Source organism: Leptolyngbya sp. O-77 (genome assembly GCF_001548395.1).
GTDB lineage: Bacteria > Cyanobacteriota > Cyanobacteriia > Elainellales > Elainellaceae > Thermoleptolyngbya.
This window is the reverse complement of sequence record NZ_AP017367.1, coordinates 3,346,868-3,362,841: the sequence shown is the minus strand read 5'-3', so window position 1 is coordinate 3,362,841 and position 15,974 is coordinate 3,346,868. Positions and strand designations below refer to the sequence as shown.

The 15,974-nt window shown below is 55.2% G+C and carries 13 protein-coding genes; 6 read left to right on the top strand and 7 right to left on the bottom strand.

Annotated features, from left to right (window positions below):
- Positions 1 to 63: 63 nt before the first annotated feature.
- From proS to O77CONTIG1_RS14305, 4 genes are all read left to right on the top strand, one after another.
- Entirely contained in the window at positions 64 to 1,869 is a 1,806-nt protein-coding gene (gene proS, locus O77CONTIG1_RS14320) for a proline--tRNA ligase (protein ID WP_068511673.1), read from the top strand.
- 20 nt (positions 1,870 to 1,889) lie between these two features.
- Positions 1,890 to 2,558 carry a Uma2 family endonuclease gene (locus tag O77CONTIG1_RS14315; RefSeq protein ID WP_068511669.1) on the top strand — a complete coding sequence of 223 codons (669 nt, stop codon included), beginning with the start codon at positions 1,890 to 1,892 and terminating at the stop codon, positions 2,556 to 2,558.
- A 442-nt stretch (positions 2,559 to 3,000) separates the two neighbouring features.
- Positions 3,001 to 3,753: a GerMN domain-containing protein gene (locus O77CONTIG1_RS14310; RefSeq protein ID WP_068511664.1), complete on the top strand. Its 753-nt coding sequence runs from the start codon at positions 3,001 to 3,003 to the stop codon at positions 3,751 to 3,753.
- 179 nt (positions 3,754 to 3,932) lie between these two features.
- Entirely contained in the window at positions 3,933 to 4,157 is a 225-nt protein-coding gene (locus tag O77CONTIG1_RS14305) for a hypothetical protein (RefSeq protein WP_317134109.1), read from the top strand.
- Positions 4,158 to 4,346: 189 nt separating this feature from the next.
- Here the strand turns inward: O77CONTIG1_RS14305 and O77CONTIG1_RS14300 are convergent, their stop codons facing one another.
- From O77CONTIG1_RS14300 to O77CONTIG1_RS24615, 7 genes are all read right to left on the bottom strand, one after another.
- Positions 4,347 to 5,963 (bottom strand): bifunctional pantoate--beta-alanine ligase/(d)CMP kinase, encoded by a 1,617-nt coding sequence (locus tag O77CONTIG1_RS14300; protein ID WP_068511656.1) that lies wholly within the window; start codon positions 5,961 to 5,963, stop codon positions 4,347 to 4,349.
- Positions 5,964 to 6,280: 317 nt separating this feature from the next.
- Complete coding sequence (locus O77CONTIG1_RS14295; protein WP_068511652.1) at positions 6,281 to 7,315, bottom strand: response regulator; 1,035 nt, start codon at positions 7,313 to 7,315, stop codon at positions 6,281 to 6,283.
- A gap of 39 nt (positions 7,316 to 7,354) precedes the next feature.
- The gene (locus O77CONTIG1_RS14290; protein ID WP_068511650.1) at positions 7,355 to 10,471 is read right to left on the bottom strand and encodes a PAS domain S-box protein; all 3,117 of its coding nucleotides are present in this window, start codon (positions 10,469 to 10,471) and stop codon (positions 7,355 to 7,357) included.
- Positions 10,472 to 11,031: 560 nt separating this feature from the next.
- The gene (locus O77CONTIG1_RS14285; RefSeq protein ID WP_068511647.1) at positions 11,032 to 12,474 is read right to left on the bottom strand and encodes a helix-turn-helix transcriptional regulator; all 1,443 of its coding nucleotides are present in this window, start codon (positions 12,472 to 12,474) and stop codon (positions 11,032 to 11,034) included.
- Between the two features lie 471 nt (positions 12,475 to 12,945).
- The gene (locus O77CONTIG1_RS24625) at positions 12,946 to 13,284 is read right to left on the bottom strand and encodes a hypothetical protein (RefSeq protein WP_156435281.1); all 339 of its coding nucleotides are present in this window, start codon (positions 13,282 to 13,284) and stop codon (positions 12,946 to 12,948) included.
- 303 nt (positions 13,285 to 13,587) lie between these two features.
- On the bottom strand, positions 13,588 to 13,869 hold the full coding sequence (locus tag O77CONTIG1_RS24620) for a hypothetical protein (protein WP_156435279.1): 282 nt from the start codon (positions 13,867 to 13,869) through the stop codon (positions 13,588 to 13,590).
- A gap of 67 nt (positions 13,870 to 13,936) precedes the next feature.
- Positions 13,937 to 14,221: a hypothetical protein gene (locus O77CONTIG1_RS24615; protein WP_156435278.1), complete on the bottom strand. Its 285-nt coding sequence runs from the start codon at positions 14,219 to 14,221 to the stop codon at positions 13,937 to 13,939.
- Positions 14,222 to 14,466: 245 nt separating this feature from the next.
- Between O77CONTIG1_RS24615 and O77CONTIG1_RS14275 the strand changes: the two genes are divergently transcribed.
- Entirely contained in the window at positions 14,467 to 15,390 is a 924-nt protein-coding gene (locus O77CONTIG1_RS14275) for a helix-turn-helix domain-containing protein (protein ID WP_068511642.1), read from the top strand.
- Positions 15,391 to 15,529: 139 nt separating this feature from the next.
- On the top strand, positions 15,530 to 15,943 hold the full coding sequence (locus tag O77CONTIG1_RS14270) for a hypothetical protein (protein WP_068511639.1): 414 nt from the start codon (positions 15,530 to 15,532) through the stop codon (positions 15,941 to 15,943).
- The last annotated feature ends 31 nt before the right edge of the window (positions 15,944 to 15,974 follow it).

Here is a 15,974-nt window from a genome sequence, read left to right as displayed (position 1 = left end):
GGGCAGGGGGTTCGGTAGACTGAGAGAACCAACGCAAACGTTAGTAGGAAGGACGACCCAGCGATGCGCCTGTCTCAGATGCTATTTGTCACCCTGCGCGAAGACCCGGCAGAGGCAGAAATTCCCAGCCACAAGCTGCTGCTGCGGGCGGGCTACATTCGGCGCATCGGCAGCGGGGTCTATGCGTATCTACCGCTGATGTGGCGAGTGCTGCAAAAGGTGTCGCAGATTGTGCGCGAGGAGATGAATGCGACCGGGGCGCAGGAAGTGCTGCTGCCCGCGATGCAGCCGTCGGAGCTGTGGAAAGAGTCGGGTCGCTGGGACACCTACACCCAGGCGGAAGGCATCATGTTTACCCTGACGGATCGGCAAAACCGCGAGGTGGCGCTGGGCCCGACCCATGAAGAAGTGATTACGGCGATCGCTCGCGACATGATCCGATCCTACCGCCAGCTCCCGCTGCACCTGTATCAAATTCAGACGAAGTTCCGTGACGAGATTCGTCCCCGCTTTGGGCTGATGCGCGGGCGCGAGTTCATCATGAAGGACGGCTATTCCTTCCATACGAGTGAAGAAAGCCTGAAGCAGACCTACGCCGACATGGATCGCGCCTACCGCAATATGTTCACCCGCACAGGGCTGAAATTCCGCCCGGTGGAGGCAGACTCCGGGGCGATCGGCGGATCGGGATCGCAGGAATTCATGGTGCTGGCGGACGCTGGGGAGGACGAAATCCTCTACACCGAAGACGGCAAATATTCTGCCAATACTGAGAAAGCCGTGTCGCTGCCGCCCGATGCTGTACCCTCCACCTTTACGAAATTTGAAAAGCTGGACACGCCCAACACGCCCACCATTGAAACACTCGCCCAGTTTCTCAAATGCTCCCCCACGCAAATTGTCAAAAACGTGCTGTATCAGGCCGTTTACGACAACGGCGTGACGGTGCTGGTGCTGGCCAGCATTCGCGGCGACCAGGATGTAAACGAGGTAAAGCTGACGAATGAGCTAGTGAAGCTGGGCGATCGCTTTGGGGGCAAGACGCTGCTGGCGCTGACCGTGCCCGATGCCGAGGCGCAGGCCAAGTGGGCGACAAAACCGCTGCCGCTGGGCTACATTTCCCCTGGGCTAGAAGACAGCTACATCGGCAAGCAGGAAAAGCTGCATCCCAAATTCCTGCGGCTGGTGGACAAAACGGCCGTGGACCTGCAGAACTTCGTTACCGGGTCGAACGAGTCTGGCTATCACGTCGTCGGCGCAAACTGGGGCAAGCAGTATCCGCTGCCTGCGGACGTGGTGGACATTCGCAAGGCCCGGCCGGGCGATCGCGCAATGCATGACCCCAGCCAAATCCTGCAAACTGCCCGCGGCATTGAGGTGGGGCACATTTTCCAGTTGGGTACGAAATATTCCAAAGCAATGGGCGCGACCTACACCAGCGAAACGGGCGAAGAACTGCCGCTGGTGATGGGCTGCTATGGCGTGGGCGTGTCTCGGCTGGCGCAGGCGGCAGTGGAGCAAAACCACGACAAAGACGGCATTATCTGGCCCGTGGCGATCGCCCCTTATCACGCTATTGTCGTCATCCCCAACATCACCGATGCGGCTCAGGTAGAGGTTGCCGAGAAGCTCTACGCCGACCTCAACGCTGCTGGCGTGGAAACGCTGCTAGACGACCGCGACGAGCGGGCTGGTGTCAAGTTCAAAGACTCTGAACTCGTGGGCATTCCCTTTCGCGTGGTGACCGGGCGATCGCTCCAGCAGGGCAAAGTCGAAGTCGTGAAACGCGCCACCAAAGAATCGCAGGAAATCGCGCTGGATCAGGTCGTGCCCACGCTCCAGCAGTGGATACAGGAGGCGATCGGGTAGTTAGGGATGAAGGATGAGGGATGAATGGAACTTCGGCTCCAGTGACGGCTACAGAGCCAGCAAGTCAATGGGTTCCGGCTGCTTGGGATGATTTTTTACGTCTGAGCAGCCATCCGTCTTGTGCCAAAACCAAAGGCTATTACTTCAATAGCCAAATGCGACTGGAAGCGATGGAAGGCAGTGCCGCTCATGCTTCTGCCTATTCCATCCTGATACTTACTCTGGCCCTTTGGTGCTGTGCTAAGGAAGTTGCAATGGTTGGCTGGGTCAATTGCAGCTATCGAAAAGCAGGTGTACGAGAGGCTCAGCCGGATATTTCTTATTACGTGGGCGATCGCGCTGCGCTAGCGCCTCAGGGGCGGGCGATCGCCAACCTCGACGACACGCCGCCACCCGACTTGGCGATCGAAATTGCCGACTCGTCACTAGCGGATGATCTGGGAATCAAGCGCCTGCTGTATGAAGAACTGAACGTGGCGGAGTATTGGGTGGTGGATGTCACTACCTGCCAGCTTATTGCCTTTCAAATTGCCGACCAAGGCAGCCGCCGCATTACCGTTTCGCAGGTTCTAACAGGTTTGGAACTGTCGGTGCTGCAAGCTGCGCTAGAAGAGCAGTCCAAGCAGACAGAGAATAGCCAGGTTGTGGCGCAATTGATGACCCAGTTTCAGCGCTCCCGCGAAGCGTGAGATGGTCACGCCGACAGCATTTCAAACAGCATTTCAAAATGGCGCAGTTTTCAGCAAATCGCACCGGATGAGCGCAAGATTTCTAGAATAAAGGAAATGGGGTGTCAGGCTGGAGATGCCCCCAAGACTGCTAGCAGCGGAACAAACATTCAGTTTGCCCGTCTGAAAACTTGGGCCAGCACTGCATCGCACTATAAGACTGGGTGTTTGCATGAGGGCAGCGATCGTATGGGATGGCAGCAGTTGTGGCGATCGCCCCGCCCTTGGACTGATGTCGATTCTCGATTTTGGATTTGCGATTTTGGGTTGCCCAATCAGCCTTTGCGGGGCCTTCAGCAACTCTATTCGCAGCCCCTCTGAGGAAGATTGACATTCCCCTCCACTGGTTTTCCAAACTTTTTTCAAATCCAACCCCTTACCCCTGTAGCGTGGGGACGCTTCTATGGATAATCACTCGTTTCAAGACCAGCCCCTACCGTCCGACACCACCGAACAGCCCGGACTCCCGGAATCTGCTCCTTCCTCCTCCCGGCTGCCGGTGGGCGTGGTTGCGGCATTGGCAGGGGTCGTGCTGGCAGCGGGCAGTGCTACGGCCTGGTTTACCTGGCAGACGGTCACCTCCAGAGCGCCTCAGCCAGAGCCAACCGTCGCTGTGTCGCCCTCGCCCCTAGCAGCCCCCATCGAAAATCCGCCCATCGCGCAGGAACCCGCAGTGGACGCGCCCTCCAACGCAGAGCCGACGGGTGAGCCGATCGCCGTGGTGCAACAGCGGACGGTGCAGGTCTACTGGCTGAAGGATGACGGTCAAAAAACGACACTGGCTCCGGCTTCGGTGTCTGTGGAGTCGGGCGATCGCCCTGAAGAAATCCTCAAAGCCACCTTCGAGGCGCTGCTGCTCGGCCCCAGCGACAACACGGTGGGATCTACGATTCCCCGCGACACGACCCTCCGCAGCGTCAAGGTGGAAGACGATGGCGTGCATGTCGATTTGTCCAACAGCTTTACCCAGGGCGGCGGCAGCACCTCCATGACCGGGCGGCTGGCGCAGGTGGTATATACTGCAACCACGCTAGATCCCAACGCAAAGGTGTGGATTACCATCGAAGGCAAGCCGCTAGAGGTGCTGGGCGGCGAGGGAATTCTAGTCAACCAGCCCACCTCGCGGGCAGATATTGCTGAGGATTTCTCGCTGTAGAACCGGGATAGCCTGATGAGTGGCAGAAAGGCGCTACTGGGAGCCTGTCTGTCCGCTGAGAAGCCCAGAAATTCGCGCTAGGATCGGGGGGCAAGCAGGGATCTGCCCCGGATTTGCCGAGGGCGATCGCCATCAGATTGCTGACTCAGGCTAAAATTCTGCCTAGACTAGAATCCGCAGTGGAGAAACTCATGTTTTTGGATGAGCTAACGCCTGTCGTTCGAGAAATCACCAGCCACCCGGTCGCCTTTTTGGGGGGCTTTTTCTCAGGATTATTCCGGCTAAATCTCAACGACGACCCCGTGAAAAGCTGGCTAGACCAGCAATCAGGCAGCAGCGTTTCCCCTAGCGACGCGCCGCCCAGCAGCAATGGCAGCGGGCCGCAGTCTATCTCAATTGATTAATGGTGTAGGACTTACGCAGTTGGACGATTTCTCGCGGAGAAATCGTCCAAAACCCAGAAAATTTAATTGCAAGTGCGTAAGTCCTATGGTGATTGATTGATGGTGATTGATGGCTTGGGCAGTAGCGGTGGTTGTGCCATGCTCTTAGCCCACTGCTGCTGCGGTTCTAGCTAGACCTGCAACCCCAGTTCAAGCTCCAGATGAAAGGCGATCGCGGTACAGACCAATAATCTTATCCACCACTGCCTCGACGGTTAGATGGTCTGTCACCAGTTCGATGGCATCGTCAGCTTTGCGGAGGGGGGAGACCTTGCGGCTGCTGTCTTTCTGGTCGCGCTCAAAGATAGCCTGCTCCAGAGCTTCTAGAGAAATCTCCGGCTGTCCCTGCTCCTTTAGATCAAGCTGGCGGCGGCGGGCTCGCTCCCGCACCGAAGCCGTCAGAAAAATCTTGAGTTCGGCATCAGGAAAGACCTGCGTGCCAACGTCGCGCCCGTCCATCACCACGCCGCCGCGCCGACCGTATTCTTGCTGCTGCTTGACCAGCATCCTGCGGACTTCGCCCTGGGCGGCGATCGCCGATACCTGGGCCGTCACGGCTGGCGTGCGAATCTCGCGGGTCACATCCTGCCCGTTGATCAAAACCGTCAGCGGACTTGCCAAACTCAGTGAAGCATCCCCTGCCTCTGGCTCCTGCATCTCTAAGTGCTGGACTAGCTCAATTTTGCTCTGGCTCACCAGTTCGGCGATCGCCGCTTCATCCGAAATCTCTATGCCTGACTGCCGTACCAGCCAGGTCACCGCGCGATACATGGCTCCCGTGTCGAGATACAGCAGACCCAGTTCGGCCGCAACGCGACGGGCAACGGTAGATTTTCCAGCCCCGGCGGGGCCGTCGATGGCGATAATCGGCTTGCGGGCGCTCAGCACGATGTTGTCGATCAGGCGCGTGTTGCCCAAATGAGCAGCGATCGCCACCAGCCCGCGCTCCTCCACTTCGGCCAGCGGCACCATCGTTTCTGGATGCACCAGTTCTACATACTGCGGCCGCACCGCCGCGACGGTTGATAACTCTTCCTTCACAATTGAAATTAGCTCCTGACTCTTGCGAATACCCTGGTGAAACGCTTGCTCAGCCCGATGCAGGCTGCGATAAAGAGCAGCAGCGTGCGATCGCTCCTCCGGCGAAAGGTATTGGTTCCGCGAACTCAGGGCCAGCCCGCTAGCTTCGCGCACCGTAGGACAAGCAACCAGCTCAACGGGCAGATTCAAATCCGCCACAACCCGCTGCAAAATGGCCAGCTGCTGAGCGTCTTTTTGCCCAAAATAGGCGCGATCGGGCTGCACGATGTTGAGCAGCTTTGCCACCACCGTCGCCACGCCTTCAAAGTGCCCGGGCCGATGCGGCCCACACAGCACCGCCATCATCGCCTGCGGCGGAATCACCTGCGTCAGTATATCCTTTCTGGAGCCGCTGCGTCCGCCATACAACTCCTCGGCGCTGGGGGCAAAAATCACGTCCACGCCCGCGGCTTCACAAAGCTCGCTGTCTTGCGCCAGGGTTTTGGGATATTTGTGAAAATCTTCCTGCGGGCCAAATTGCAGCGGGTTGACGAAAATGCTGACTGCGACCACGGCGTTTTCCTGGCGGGCGCGGCGAATCAGGCTGAGGTGTCCGGCGTGCAGTGCGCCCATTGTGGGCACTAGACCGAGCGATCGCCTGGTCTGCGCTGTCACTGCACTGTCTGTCTCCTGAAGGCACGACGCAAGATAGGAGCGAAGTCCTGCAATGGTCTTAAACAACCGCACGCTGTCCCCCTGCAAGGTGCCTGAATATCATGTTTCGTTTCCATGATTCTGTCCTATTCATGGGGAATGTTCCGCAAAATTTAATCCGTGCCTAACAAGTGTTTGGGAGTTTTTGGGGCGATCGCCCCCGATCCCCACACTCAAGATTCTAATCAGAGTTTTCCGATAGGCAAATCTGGCGGCTACTAGGTCGCGCCACGATCCAGCCCCGATCGAACGATTTCTTGCAAGCACAGCCTGCGAAAAATTCTGCATCGGCGCAGTTCTCAATTCACTGCATGCCACGTCACAGCCCTTCCGGGGCTGAATCTCTGGCTCTAGGGTGCTGAGTCTGTCTCGTATTCGATGAGCGGCTGCGTCAGTTGAGTAATCGCCTCAAACTGATAGTTTGTTGCCCAATGGGTCAAAGAACTTGACAGGCAGGAATAGTCCGGGGGAATTTGCCGCACCAGTTGCAGGATGCGATCGTCAAATCCTTCCGTGGCGGCCTGATGCAGTTCGGCAATCCATTCAACAGGCATAAGCGACAGATCGCAGTCTAAATTTTCTGCCGCGACATTGGCTTCCGGCGATCGCTTCTCAGTCATTTCATAGATGTATTGAACGCCCAAATGTTCTGCAATTTTGGTGAGCAACAAGCTCTCTTGAACGGGCTTGCGAATAAAGTCGTCGCAGCCCGCTTCTAGCGCTGTTGCTCTGGTTTCTTCAAACGCATCTGCCGTCAGCGCAATAATCTTAGTTGCCTTAAATGGGGAATAGTCTATGTTGCTTTGCGTTTGACTTTGAGACCTGAGCGCCTGTTCATCCTGGCGGATTTGTCGAACCGCGTCGAACCCGTTCATTCCCGGCATTCGCAAATCCATCAGAATCAAATCGGGATGCCAGGTAGACCAACGGGCGATCGCCTCATAGCCATTGGTTGCTTCTTCAAGCTCAAACCCAATAGACGACAACAACTCCACCAAGAACTGGCGATTCTGCCACTGGTCTTCCACAATCAAAATCCGGCAAGGGGACTGGTCTTGCGCCAGCGTCAACACACGGCTAGTCTCAACGGGCGACAACACTGCTGCCTCAGCTTGTACCTCTACTTGAATCTCAAAGGCGAAAGTGCTGCCCTGCCCCAAGGCGCTTTGAACGCGGATGTGGCCACCCATTAAATTCACAAAGTGGCGGCTAATCGTCAGCCCCAAGCCCGTTCCTTCATTAGCTCGGTGACTGTGCTTTGCTTGCACAAAGGCATCGAACAAATCCTCGATTTCCTCCGCTGCAATGCCACAGCCCGTGTCGATGACTTCAAACTGGAGTCGCTGGGTTTGAGGCGTGTCCGACTGCGAAGAATCGTCGGGCAAGCAATCAGGCGTTTCGGCAGCCCTGCCCGCAGGGTAACGCTACCCCGCTTCGGTAAACTTGATGGCGTTGCTGAGTAAGTTGAGTAAGATTTGTCGAAGCTTACCTTCATCAGTGACTACATACTGCGGCAGGTTTGGGGCGCGATCTAGCACCAGTGAAATACTTTTCTCGGATGCCTTGAAGCGCAGCAGTTGTGTTAGTCCATCCAGCAGTTGATACAAATCAAAACTATTTGTATTGAGCTTGATTCGACCCGCTTCGATCTTCGAGACTTCTAAAATGTCGTTAATTAAACTCAGCAAATGTTCGCCACTGTGGTTAATAATTTCTAATTGCTCTCGCTGGCTGTCGTTGAGCAGAGGATCATAGGCAAGAAGCTGGCTAAATCCAAGGATGGCGTTGAGCGGAGTTCTCAATTCGTGGCTCATGTTGGCCAGGAATGTACTCTTGGCAGAATTGGCGGCTTCGGCGGTTTCTTTAGCCTGCTTTAGCTCTAGCTCGGTGCGTTTGCGATCGCTCACATCCCGACAAATACAAAGCTGCACCGTTTGCCCATCCCAATTGACCGGATTGGCGCTAATTTCCACTTCATAAATTGAGCCATCTTTGCGGCGGTGGCGCGTTTCAAACCGATGACTCTGGTCTTTGAACTCCGCCTTGACTTGCACTAATTCCTCCCCGGTCCATTGCGCTTCCCAATCGGCGACCGTCAAGGACTGGACTTCCTCTAGCGAATAACCCAGCATTCGGGCAAAGCTGGGATTGGCTTCGATCACCTTACCCTCAGACATCACCACGATACCGTCTACGGATGCCTCGAATAGGGCTTTACTGCGGGCCAATTCCCTAGCAAGGGCGGCTTCTGCCTGTTTGCGATCGCTGATATCTCGCATGAAACAGTGATGGCCAGTGAACTGCTGTTCCTGGTTATAAGCAGCTACCATGATGACCTGCTTATAGAAGATGGAGCCGTCTTTGCGGAGGCCCCGCAGTTCTAGCTCAGCCTTGCCGTGTTGCAGCATGGACTCATAGCCTGCGATCGCCCTCACAAGTTCTTCAGGGTGAACGGTTTGCTGCCAGTTCATGCCAATCATTTCTGCTGGCTCATAGCCCATGATCCGGGCGTAGGCTCGGTTGACAGACAGATATCGCCCCTGCGGGTCAAGCCGCGCAATGCCCTCGATGGCGTTGCTCATGGCGGCGCTCATTTCCTGAAGCGCCAATTCTGCCTGCCGCCGCTCGGTAATATCTACACCGACGGTCATTAAATAGTCGTAGCCGTCGATTTCGTAGCGCTCGGCCGTCATCAAGACCGTGCGAATCGCTCCATCCTTGCGGCGGAGTTGAAACTCGAAATTCGCCACGCTGCCCTGTTCTTTGACTCGCCGCAGCAGGCGATCGCGCTGAGACAAGTCAACCCACAGGTTTAGCTCGCCCGCAGTACGGCCAATGACCTGATCACGGCTATAGCCGGTGCATTGCTCAAACGCAGGATTGACCTCGATATATTGCCCCGTAGAGGGACATGAGACGGCGATCGCCGCTGGGCTACAGCGAAAAAAAGAAGCAAATTTTTGCTCAGAGTCTCGCAGGGCAGTTTCTGCTAGTTCGCGGGCCAATTCGGCATGTTTGCGTTCGGTAAAGTCTTCGGCGACGATAATAATGCGCGTGATTCCGCCTGCATCATTTCTCACAGGAAAACTGTCAGCTTGCACCCAGCGAATCGTTCCGTCGGGGCGAACAATACGATATTCACGATGCATAAACTTGTGTTGCTGTTCAGCCGAAATGAGCGCAAGAACCGCAGCGCGATCGCCCGGATGCACTGCCTCTAGCCAAGACTGGGGATTGCGGTACAAGCTTTCGCAACTGCGGCCCCAGATTCGCTCATAGGCGGGGCTAACGTAGAGATATTCCCCCGTTTCGGCATCGCACACGAGAAAAAGTTGATTAACATGGCCGGCGATTTGCTGAAACCGTTCTTCGCTCTGTCGCAAAGATTCCTCAGCAGCCTGCCGCTCTGCTTCTAGCTGTTTGCGCTCGGTGATGTCTTCGATAATGCCCGCGCAGCGGGTAAATGCACCGGTTTCGTCCAGAACCGGAAAAACCTCGGCCTGCACCCAGCGGAGCGTGCCGTCAGGGCGAAAAATCCGATATTCATGCCAAATGCGATCGCCCTGAAACTGTCGCTCTACAACCGCTTCCACATCTGGACGATCCGCTGGATGCACCACCTCCAGCCAGGACATGGGATCTTGATACAGGCTGTTGCAACTGCGTCCCCAGATCGTCTCGTAGCCTGGGCTGGCGTAGAGGCACTGCTGCGTCTGGGCATCCCGGATGAAAATAAATTGCTTGATGCTTTGGGCAATTTGGCGAAACCGTTCTTCGCTCTGGCGCAGGGCAACGCTCGTGGCTTGCAGTTCGGTTTCTAGCCGCTTTTGCTCGGTGATGTCGGTATCCACAAACACCACTCGCCAGCAGTTTTCTGTGGCATCCCAGCGGGGCGATTGGTAGCTGGCGATCCATCGCAGGCTGCCGTCTTTGTGCAGAAATCGGTACTCCATGCGATGCAATCGCCCTGCCAAAACCGCATCCGTTCCTGTGGAAAGCACCATCTCCCGATCCTCCGGCAGCACTCGCTCTAACCACGCGCCGCCAATCAGTTCCGTATTCGTGAAGCCAAACACCCGTTCGCAGCCTGCGGAGCAATAGTCATACTGCCAATGGCGATCGGGATACAGGCGAATCTGCCCGATTGATGCTGCCGCCTGATCGAGCATCTGGCTGGCAAGGTGCGGAGGCGAAGGCTGAGAAGATGCTGTGGATTGGGTCGGCTGGGCGATCGCCGTAATCCACAGGCTCGGCTCGTCGCCAAATGATACAGCACGGGCCGACAGCAGCACAGGCCGGAGGCTACCCGCGCGGGTGCAAAAAACATCGGCGATCGCGCTTATCGGTTCACCCATCTGGATTTGCTGGATGAGTCGCTCGTAGTTCCCCTGTTCTGCCCAGATCCCCGTCTCAGCAATCCGCTGCCCTGTCACCTCGCTGGCGCTCCAGCCCACCAATTCACAAAACGCCTCGTTGATCTCCAGAATCTGCCCTTCAGGAAAAGACAGCAGCAGACTCGCCGCCGGATTCGCACAAAACACTTCACGGAATATACTGCATCACGGGGAAGGTTGTGTATCCATGTGCTGATTGCCAGCGCGATTTTTGAAAAGTTGCATAAATCTGAATCTCAAAGCGTCTAGCAGCCTAGAGGATAAAACTTTGTTAAGAAATGAGTTTTTACTTCCAGTGTTCCAGAATACCCGACAAATCTATACAAATCTCCATTTGGCTCTTAGCAAAATGAAATCCTTAAAAGGCTAAGCAAAATATTGAGCAATGTTGAACCTATTCGCCCGACGTAAGACGAATCAGGTTTATTTGTTGCAGAAGAATTTCGCAAGTCCATGCCTATACAAAATAAATAGATGGAGCTAATTCCTCGCATGGCTTCAATACAGCGCAGTTTTTCCTTGTTTTATCGTTATGTATTTGGAAAGTGCCTCAACTTAGGGCGGTGCCCTCTGCGGCCCTAACGTTTATTCGATTATTCATTGCCACGTTTATGAACAATGGCAGGATTCCTAAAGCCCTTTACGCGATCGCTGTTTTTCTGATTTAACGCATTCTCCTGCATTTCTGCATTTCCCTCTAAAAGCCTCTAAATCCAACCATTGCGCGTAGCCTGATAAATCGCCTGATAGCGCGTTTGCACCTGAAGCTTGGACAGGACATTGTTGAGATGAAACTTGATGGTGCTTTCGCTAAGGATCAGCCGATCGGCAATGTCGCGATCGCGCAATCCCTGCGCCAGCAGTCCCAAAATTTCGCGCTCTCGATCCGATAGCCCCTTCAGTTCTTCGCCCAGCGTCGGCGGCCAGGGCCGGTCTTGCAGCACGGTTTCAACAGCCTGACGCAACTGCTCTGGGGTAATGTCCAGGTCAATCCGTCCCAACACGGTGGCTGGCAGCGTGGGCAACGGCTGAGCCTGGGTTTGCAGCCACAGCACCCGACGGGCGTGGGCGGCGGCGGCGGGGTCGTCGGTGAGGAGCGGCAGATCTGCGTCATCTGCGAGTCCGGCAGATGGGGGCACAGAGAGTCCTGCCAGGATGGCCAGTTGCGTCAGGGCAAGCTGCACAATCGCACGGGTGCAAACGACGCGCACGGTGGGCCCCGCTGCTGCCCCTGCGTCGGGCAGTTGCAACGCCACTTGCAGCACGTTCTGCGACGGGTTGGGCAAGAGTTGCAACGTGCCTCGCAAACCGGCCGCCGCCAGCGGAAACTCGCCAAACGCTGCTTCACTCCAGTCTTGTAGGCGATGGGCTGCAAAGCTGGGCGGCACAATCATCGCTTCTAGAATGACCTGATGCGGCTCGTAGCTGAGGCGGCAATAGGTGCAGGACAGCCCGTGCAGCACCTCCACCAGCCGCAAAAACAGACAGGCGATCGCCGGAGACAGCACCCGCTCTGTCCCCACCAGGCTGAGGCGCGTCGGCGGCAGCCACTGGGCAATTTGTTCTGAAAGCAGCGGCGCGGGGGAGCCAGGACGCAGAGCGGCGATCGCCCTTTTTTCCTGCCGCTGTCGCTGCCCCGCATCGATCATCACCGCCAGCGTGGTGCAAAGGCTTTGCAGTACCTCCAAAAACTCTGGCGACAGCGGGCGATGGCTGAAGACCGCCAGCACGCCAATCACGCGATCGCCAAGTGCCAGCGGATAGCCCGCAAAGCCCGTAATCTGGTTGGCGATCGCCCAGTCGCGATCCTTCACCCAGGCTTCATTGGACAGATTATTGCTCAAAAACGGAATGCGATTTTGGGCGATTTTGCCCACCTTAAACGCCCCCAGCGGCACTCGCGCAAAGGAACCATCCAGCCGGGTATATAGCCCCGACGAAGCCACCAGCCGCAAAAACTGCCCGTCTGGTTCCATCAGCCAGATGCGGGCAAACGCACAATCAAACGCTTCCACAAGTCCGTCAGTAGCCCGGCGCACCATTTCTTCTGGCTCTCGACAGTCCCCAAACTGCTGCACCAGCGAACTGACCTGCTGCAAGCCCATCAGCAGGCGCGTTGCATCTACAAAATTAGCAGACGATTCGGACACCGACGTTTAGCAATCCCTCCAAAGGATGGGGTTACAGCCTGAGCAGCGCAGGAGGCTCCTCCTAATCTCTACACCCATTCTTTATACCATTGAGCCTGCGATCGCCCCAGAGGCTCTGTATCACGAGCTACCATAGCTTACTCCTCCCCCAAAGGCTGTCGCGTCCCAAATCAAACAGCCGTTAAACCAAAAAAAGAAGATGGCGATCGCCCGATTCGGTGTATAATACAGCGCCATAGCTGTCGTGCGAGCAGCTTGTTTTCCCCCGAAATTTTGGTCGTTTAGTCACTTACGGCGCTGGCAGGTGTTCGCCGCACCCACCAACGCCTGACCCCTCGACAGCTTGTGCCTGTCTCAGGGCTGCGTCCATTGTAGGCCGCCCTGTCCCAGCGCTTCACCTCCGGGGGCGGCCAACATTTCGGGGTTTCCTACCCCACTCGTTTCCTGGAGGAAACCCCAAATGCTGACAATTCAATACCCTGGTCGTCCCCACGCTCGGAGGCGACCCAGTTTTCGCTGCCCCCGCTCACCTGCGAACTGCCCCACCGTCGCCGCCTGCGCCACTACATCATCGGCCTGCCCGAAGACGCGCAACTGGCGATCGACCGGCTGCACCTGCTCCGCTACGCCGAACGCTTCGAGTGGACGCACGCCTTGGAATTTCCGCCCAACGGCATCGTCCTCAACGCCGAGCAACCTGGCGAAGTGTTGCGCTGCCTGCACCGTGAAGTCCGGAGCAACTCTGGCGCGAATGAGTAAGAACAGATAAGGGCGATTTTGGGTTTTGGATTTTGGATTTTGGCCGGTCAACCTCCCAATCCAAAATCCAAACTCCCCAATCAAAAATTTCAAACAGGGCAACTGCACCTAACGCTGCATCGCGCCTAATCATTAGCCCCACTTATCTGATGCCTTTGTAAAGCCATCTGCCTAATTCCCAGAATCAGGGATATTATGCGGATTATCGTCTGCCTATCTACCCAATTTGGGATCTTAGACAGATCTGAATCAGCCTATCTACCCAATTTGGGATCTTAGACAGACGGATTTCAGCCTAATTGCCCTCTGCGGGGTAGATAGGCAGACGGGATCAGTCTAATTACTAGTTAGCCCTCAGCGTTCTGGTTCTGTCAGCTTGTCGGTGGGTAGGCGATTCGCCCCCCACTTGCAGAGGCTCGGTTCTTCGAGATCCGGGTCAAGCCGCACACTCCCAACAGCTTTCGGGTTAGCCGCAGAGGTTGAGCAGCGACAGACTTGGGTCAGTGTGCAACGCCCCAAAAGGTATCCGGGGGGCGATCGCCGAAAGGTTTGGGTGCTGAGAGAAACGGGCGATCGCCCAGAGGTGTTGGTGTTGGGAGATGAAGGGCGATCGCGAAGGCTAACACCTCGCTGCAACGGACGGAACAGAGATCCTGGCTGAGTCCGAGAGCCACTGACCGCCGTTGAGCTTCACCGTTAGCCCTCAGCGTTCTGGTTCAGTCAGCTTTCGGGTGGGTGAGCGATTCGCCCCCCAGTTGCGAAGATTTAGTTCTTCCAGCGCTCGGTCAACCCGAACACTCCCAACAGCTTTCGGGTAAGATGCCAACGTTGAGCGGTGATAGGTTTGGGTCAGCCGTTCGAGGTTCCGAGAGGTGTCGGGGGGGCGATCGCCGAGAGGTTTTGGTGTTGGGGAGATGAAGGGCGATCGCCGAGAGGTGTGGGAGTTGGGAGATGAGGGGCGATCGCGAAGGCTAACACCTCGCTGCAACGGACGGAACAGAGACTCTGAGCAAGACCGAGAGCAACCGACCGCCGTTGAGCTACACCGTTAGCTGGCTCCGCATCAAGGTCTTGAACTCGTGCTTCAAATTTGTCTGCTCAATGCAAAATTACCCGGAAGACGATCGCGTGTGGCAATGGTTGGGGCGCAATCAAGCAGCAAAAAGGTTAAAACTTGTCAATTAATCACATTTGGTAGGAAAATCAGCTTGCAGGTGATAGAACAAGTAAGTCGTGCCAGAACTGTCCTTAAATGCTGAGCAGAACCAGCCTAATCAACCTTCCGATTCGCCTCCAAAATTTTCCGATGCACTGCGGCTGTTACCCCTGTCAACAAGCTATGCGGCGGAGTGGAACAGTGTCAGCTTAGAGTGTTATAAACAGCCAGTTGGAGAAACTCCCAAACTTTGCCTTGATCACTACGCGATCGGTATTTGTATCGGGCAAAGCTTCCAGCTAGAACAGCAAATGGACGGGATTAAAAAAGGGCGTTTGCAAACAGCAACGTACTTCAACGGTGGCATGACGCTCATTCCCATGCAGCATTCCTATTGGGGACGCTGGAGACACCCGATTGAATCAATCATGCTTAATTTGAAAGCAGACTTACTGCTCCGCAATGCGGCAGAAATGTTAGCCGTGGAGCAAGTTGAACTATTGCCTCAGGTTGTGCTTTACGATCCACTGATTCTTCAGATTGCCCTGGCACTCAAAGCCGATGTGGAGTCTTGCAGACCGGGTGGACGACTTTATTCAGAAGCTCTAACCAATACATTGGCAGTCCATCTCTTGAGGAATTATTCATCTCACAACCACAAGTCTTCTCGTTATGTGGGTGGCTTACCTCCCGTGCAATTGAGACTTGTGACTGACTATATCAATGATTATCTAGACCAGGAGTTGAGTTTAGAGGAATTAGCTGCGATCGCCCAACTCAGTGCCTATCACTTCTGCCGTTCTTTCAAGCGATCGACTGGCTTTACTCCTCATCAATATGTAATTCGGCAGCGAGTAGAGCGGGCAAAGCTGTTGTTGAAAGACGGCAAGATGGGAATTTTGGAGGTGGCGATCGCCTGTGGCTTCACCCATCAGAGCCATCTCAATCGTCACTTTAAGCGATTGACTGGCGTGACACCCAAAAAATTTTCCAGTTCATAGCAATTTTGTGCAAAAGCAGCAACGCTATGCAAGATCTGCAAATGCACTTGAGGTAATCTGAACAACAGCTTGGGGGGTGTAACAACCTGAGCGCTTGGGGGTAAGCAAGTTTTGTTGAAATTAGTGTAATTACAAATCCATGATCTCTGATTACATAAAAGGTCTTCAGGCAGGACAAGGGGTTAATCGATCCCTCAAAACCATGCACAGCTTCGCGGTTAATGGCAAGTTTACAGGCACTTTACCTACAGCAACTGGTAAGCGTGCAGAGTATAGCTTGACGATGATTCGGAGCCAGGAACACTTAATGCAAGTGCTAAATGTTGCTGCCTCTGCAAGCTATTCAGGTGTTTTCACTGCAAGTGCAAGTGCTGAATTTATGGGTAAGTCTTCCCTCAGCCGCTACAGCACTTACATTGTTGCCAAGTGTGTCGTTCAGTATCCGACACAGACGATTGAGCGACCGCAAATTACCCAGGAAGTGATCAATGAAGCGAAGCAGCTGACAAAAGAAGAATTTACCAGAAAGTATGGTACCGAGCAAAAGTGTTGAATCTTAAGATTTTCTTTTCTAAAAATAGACA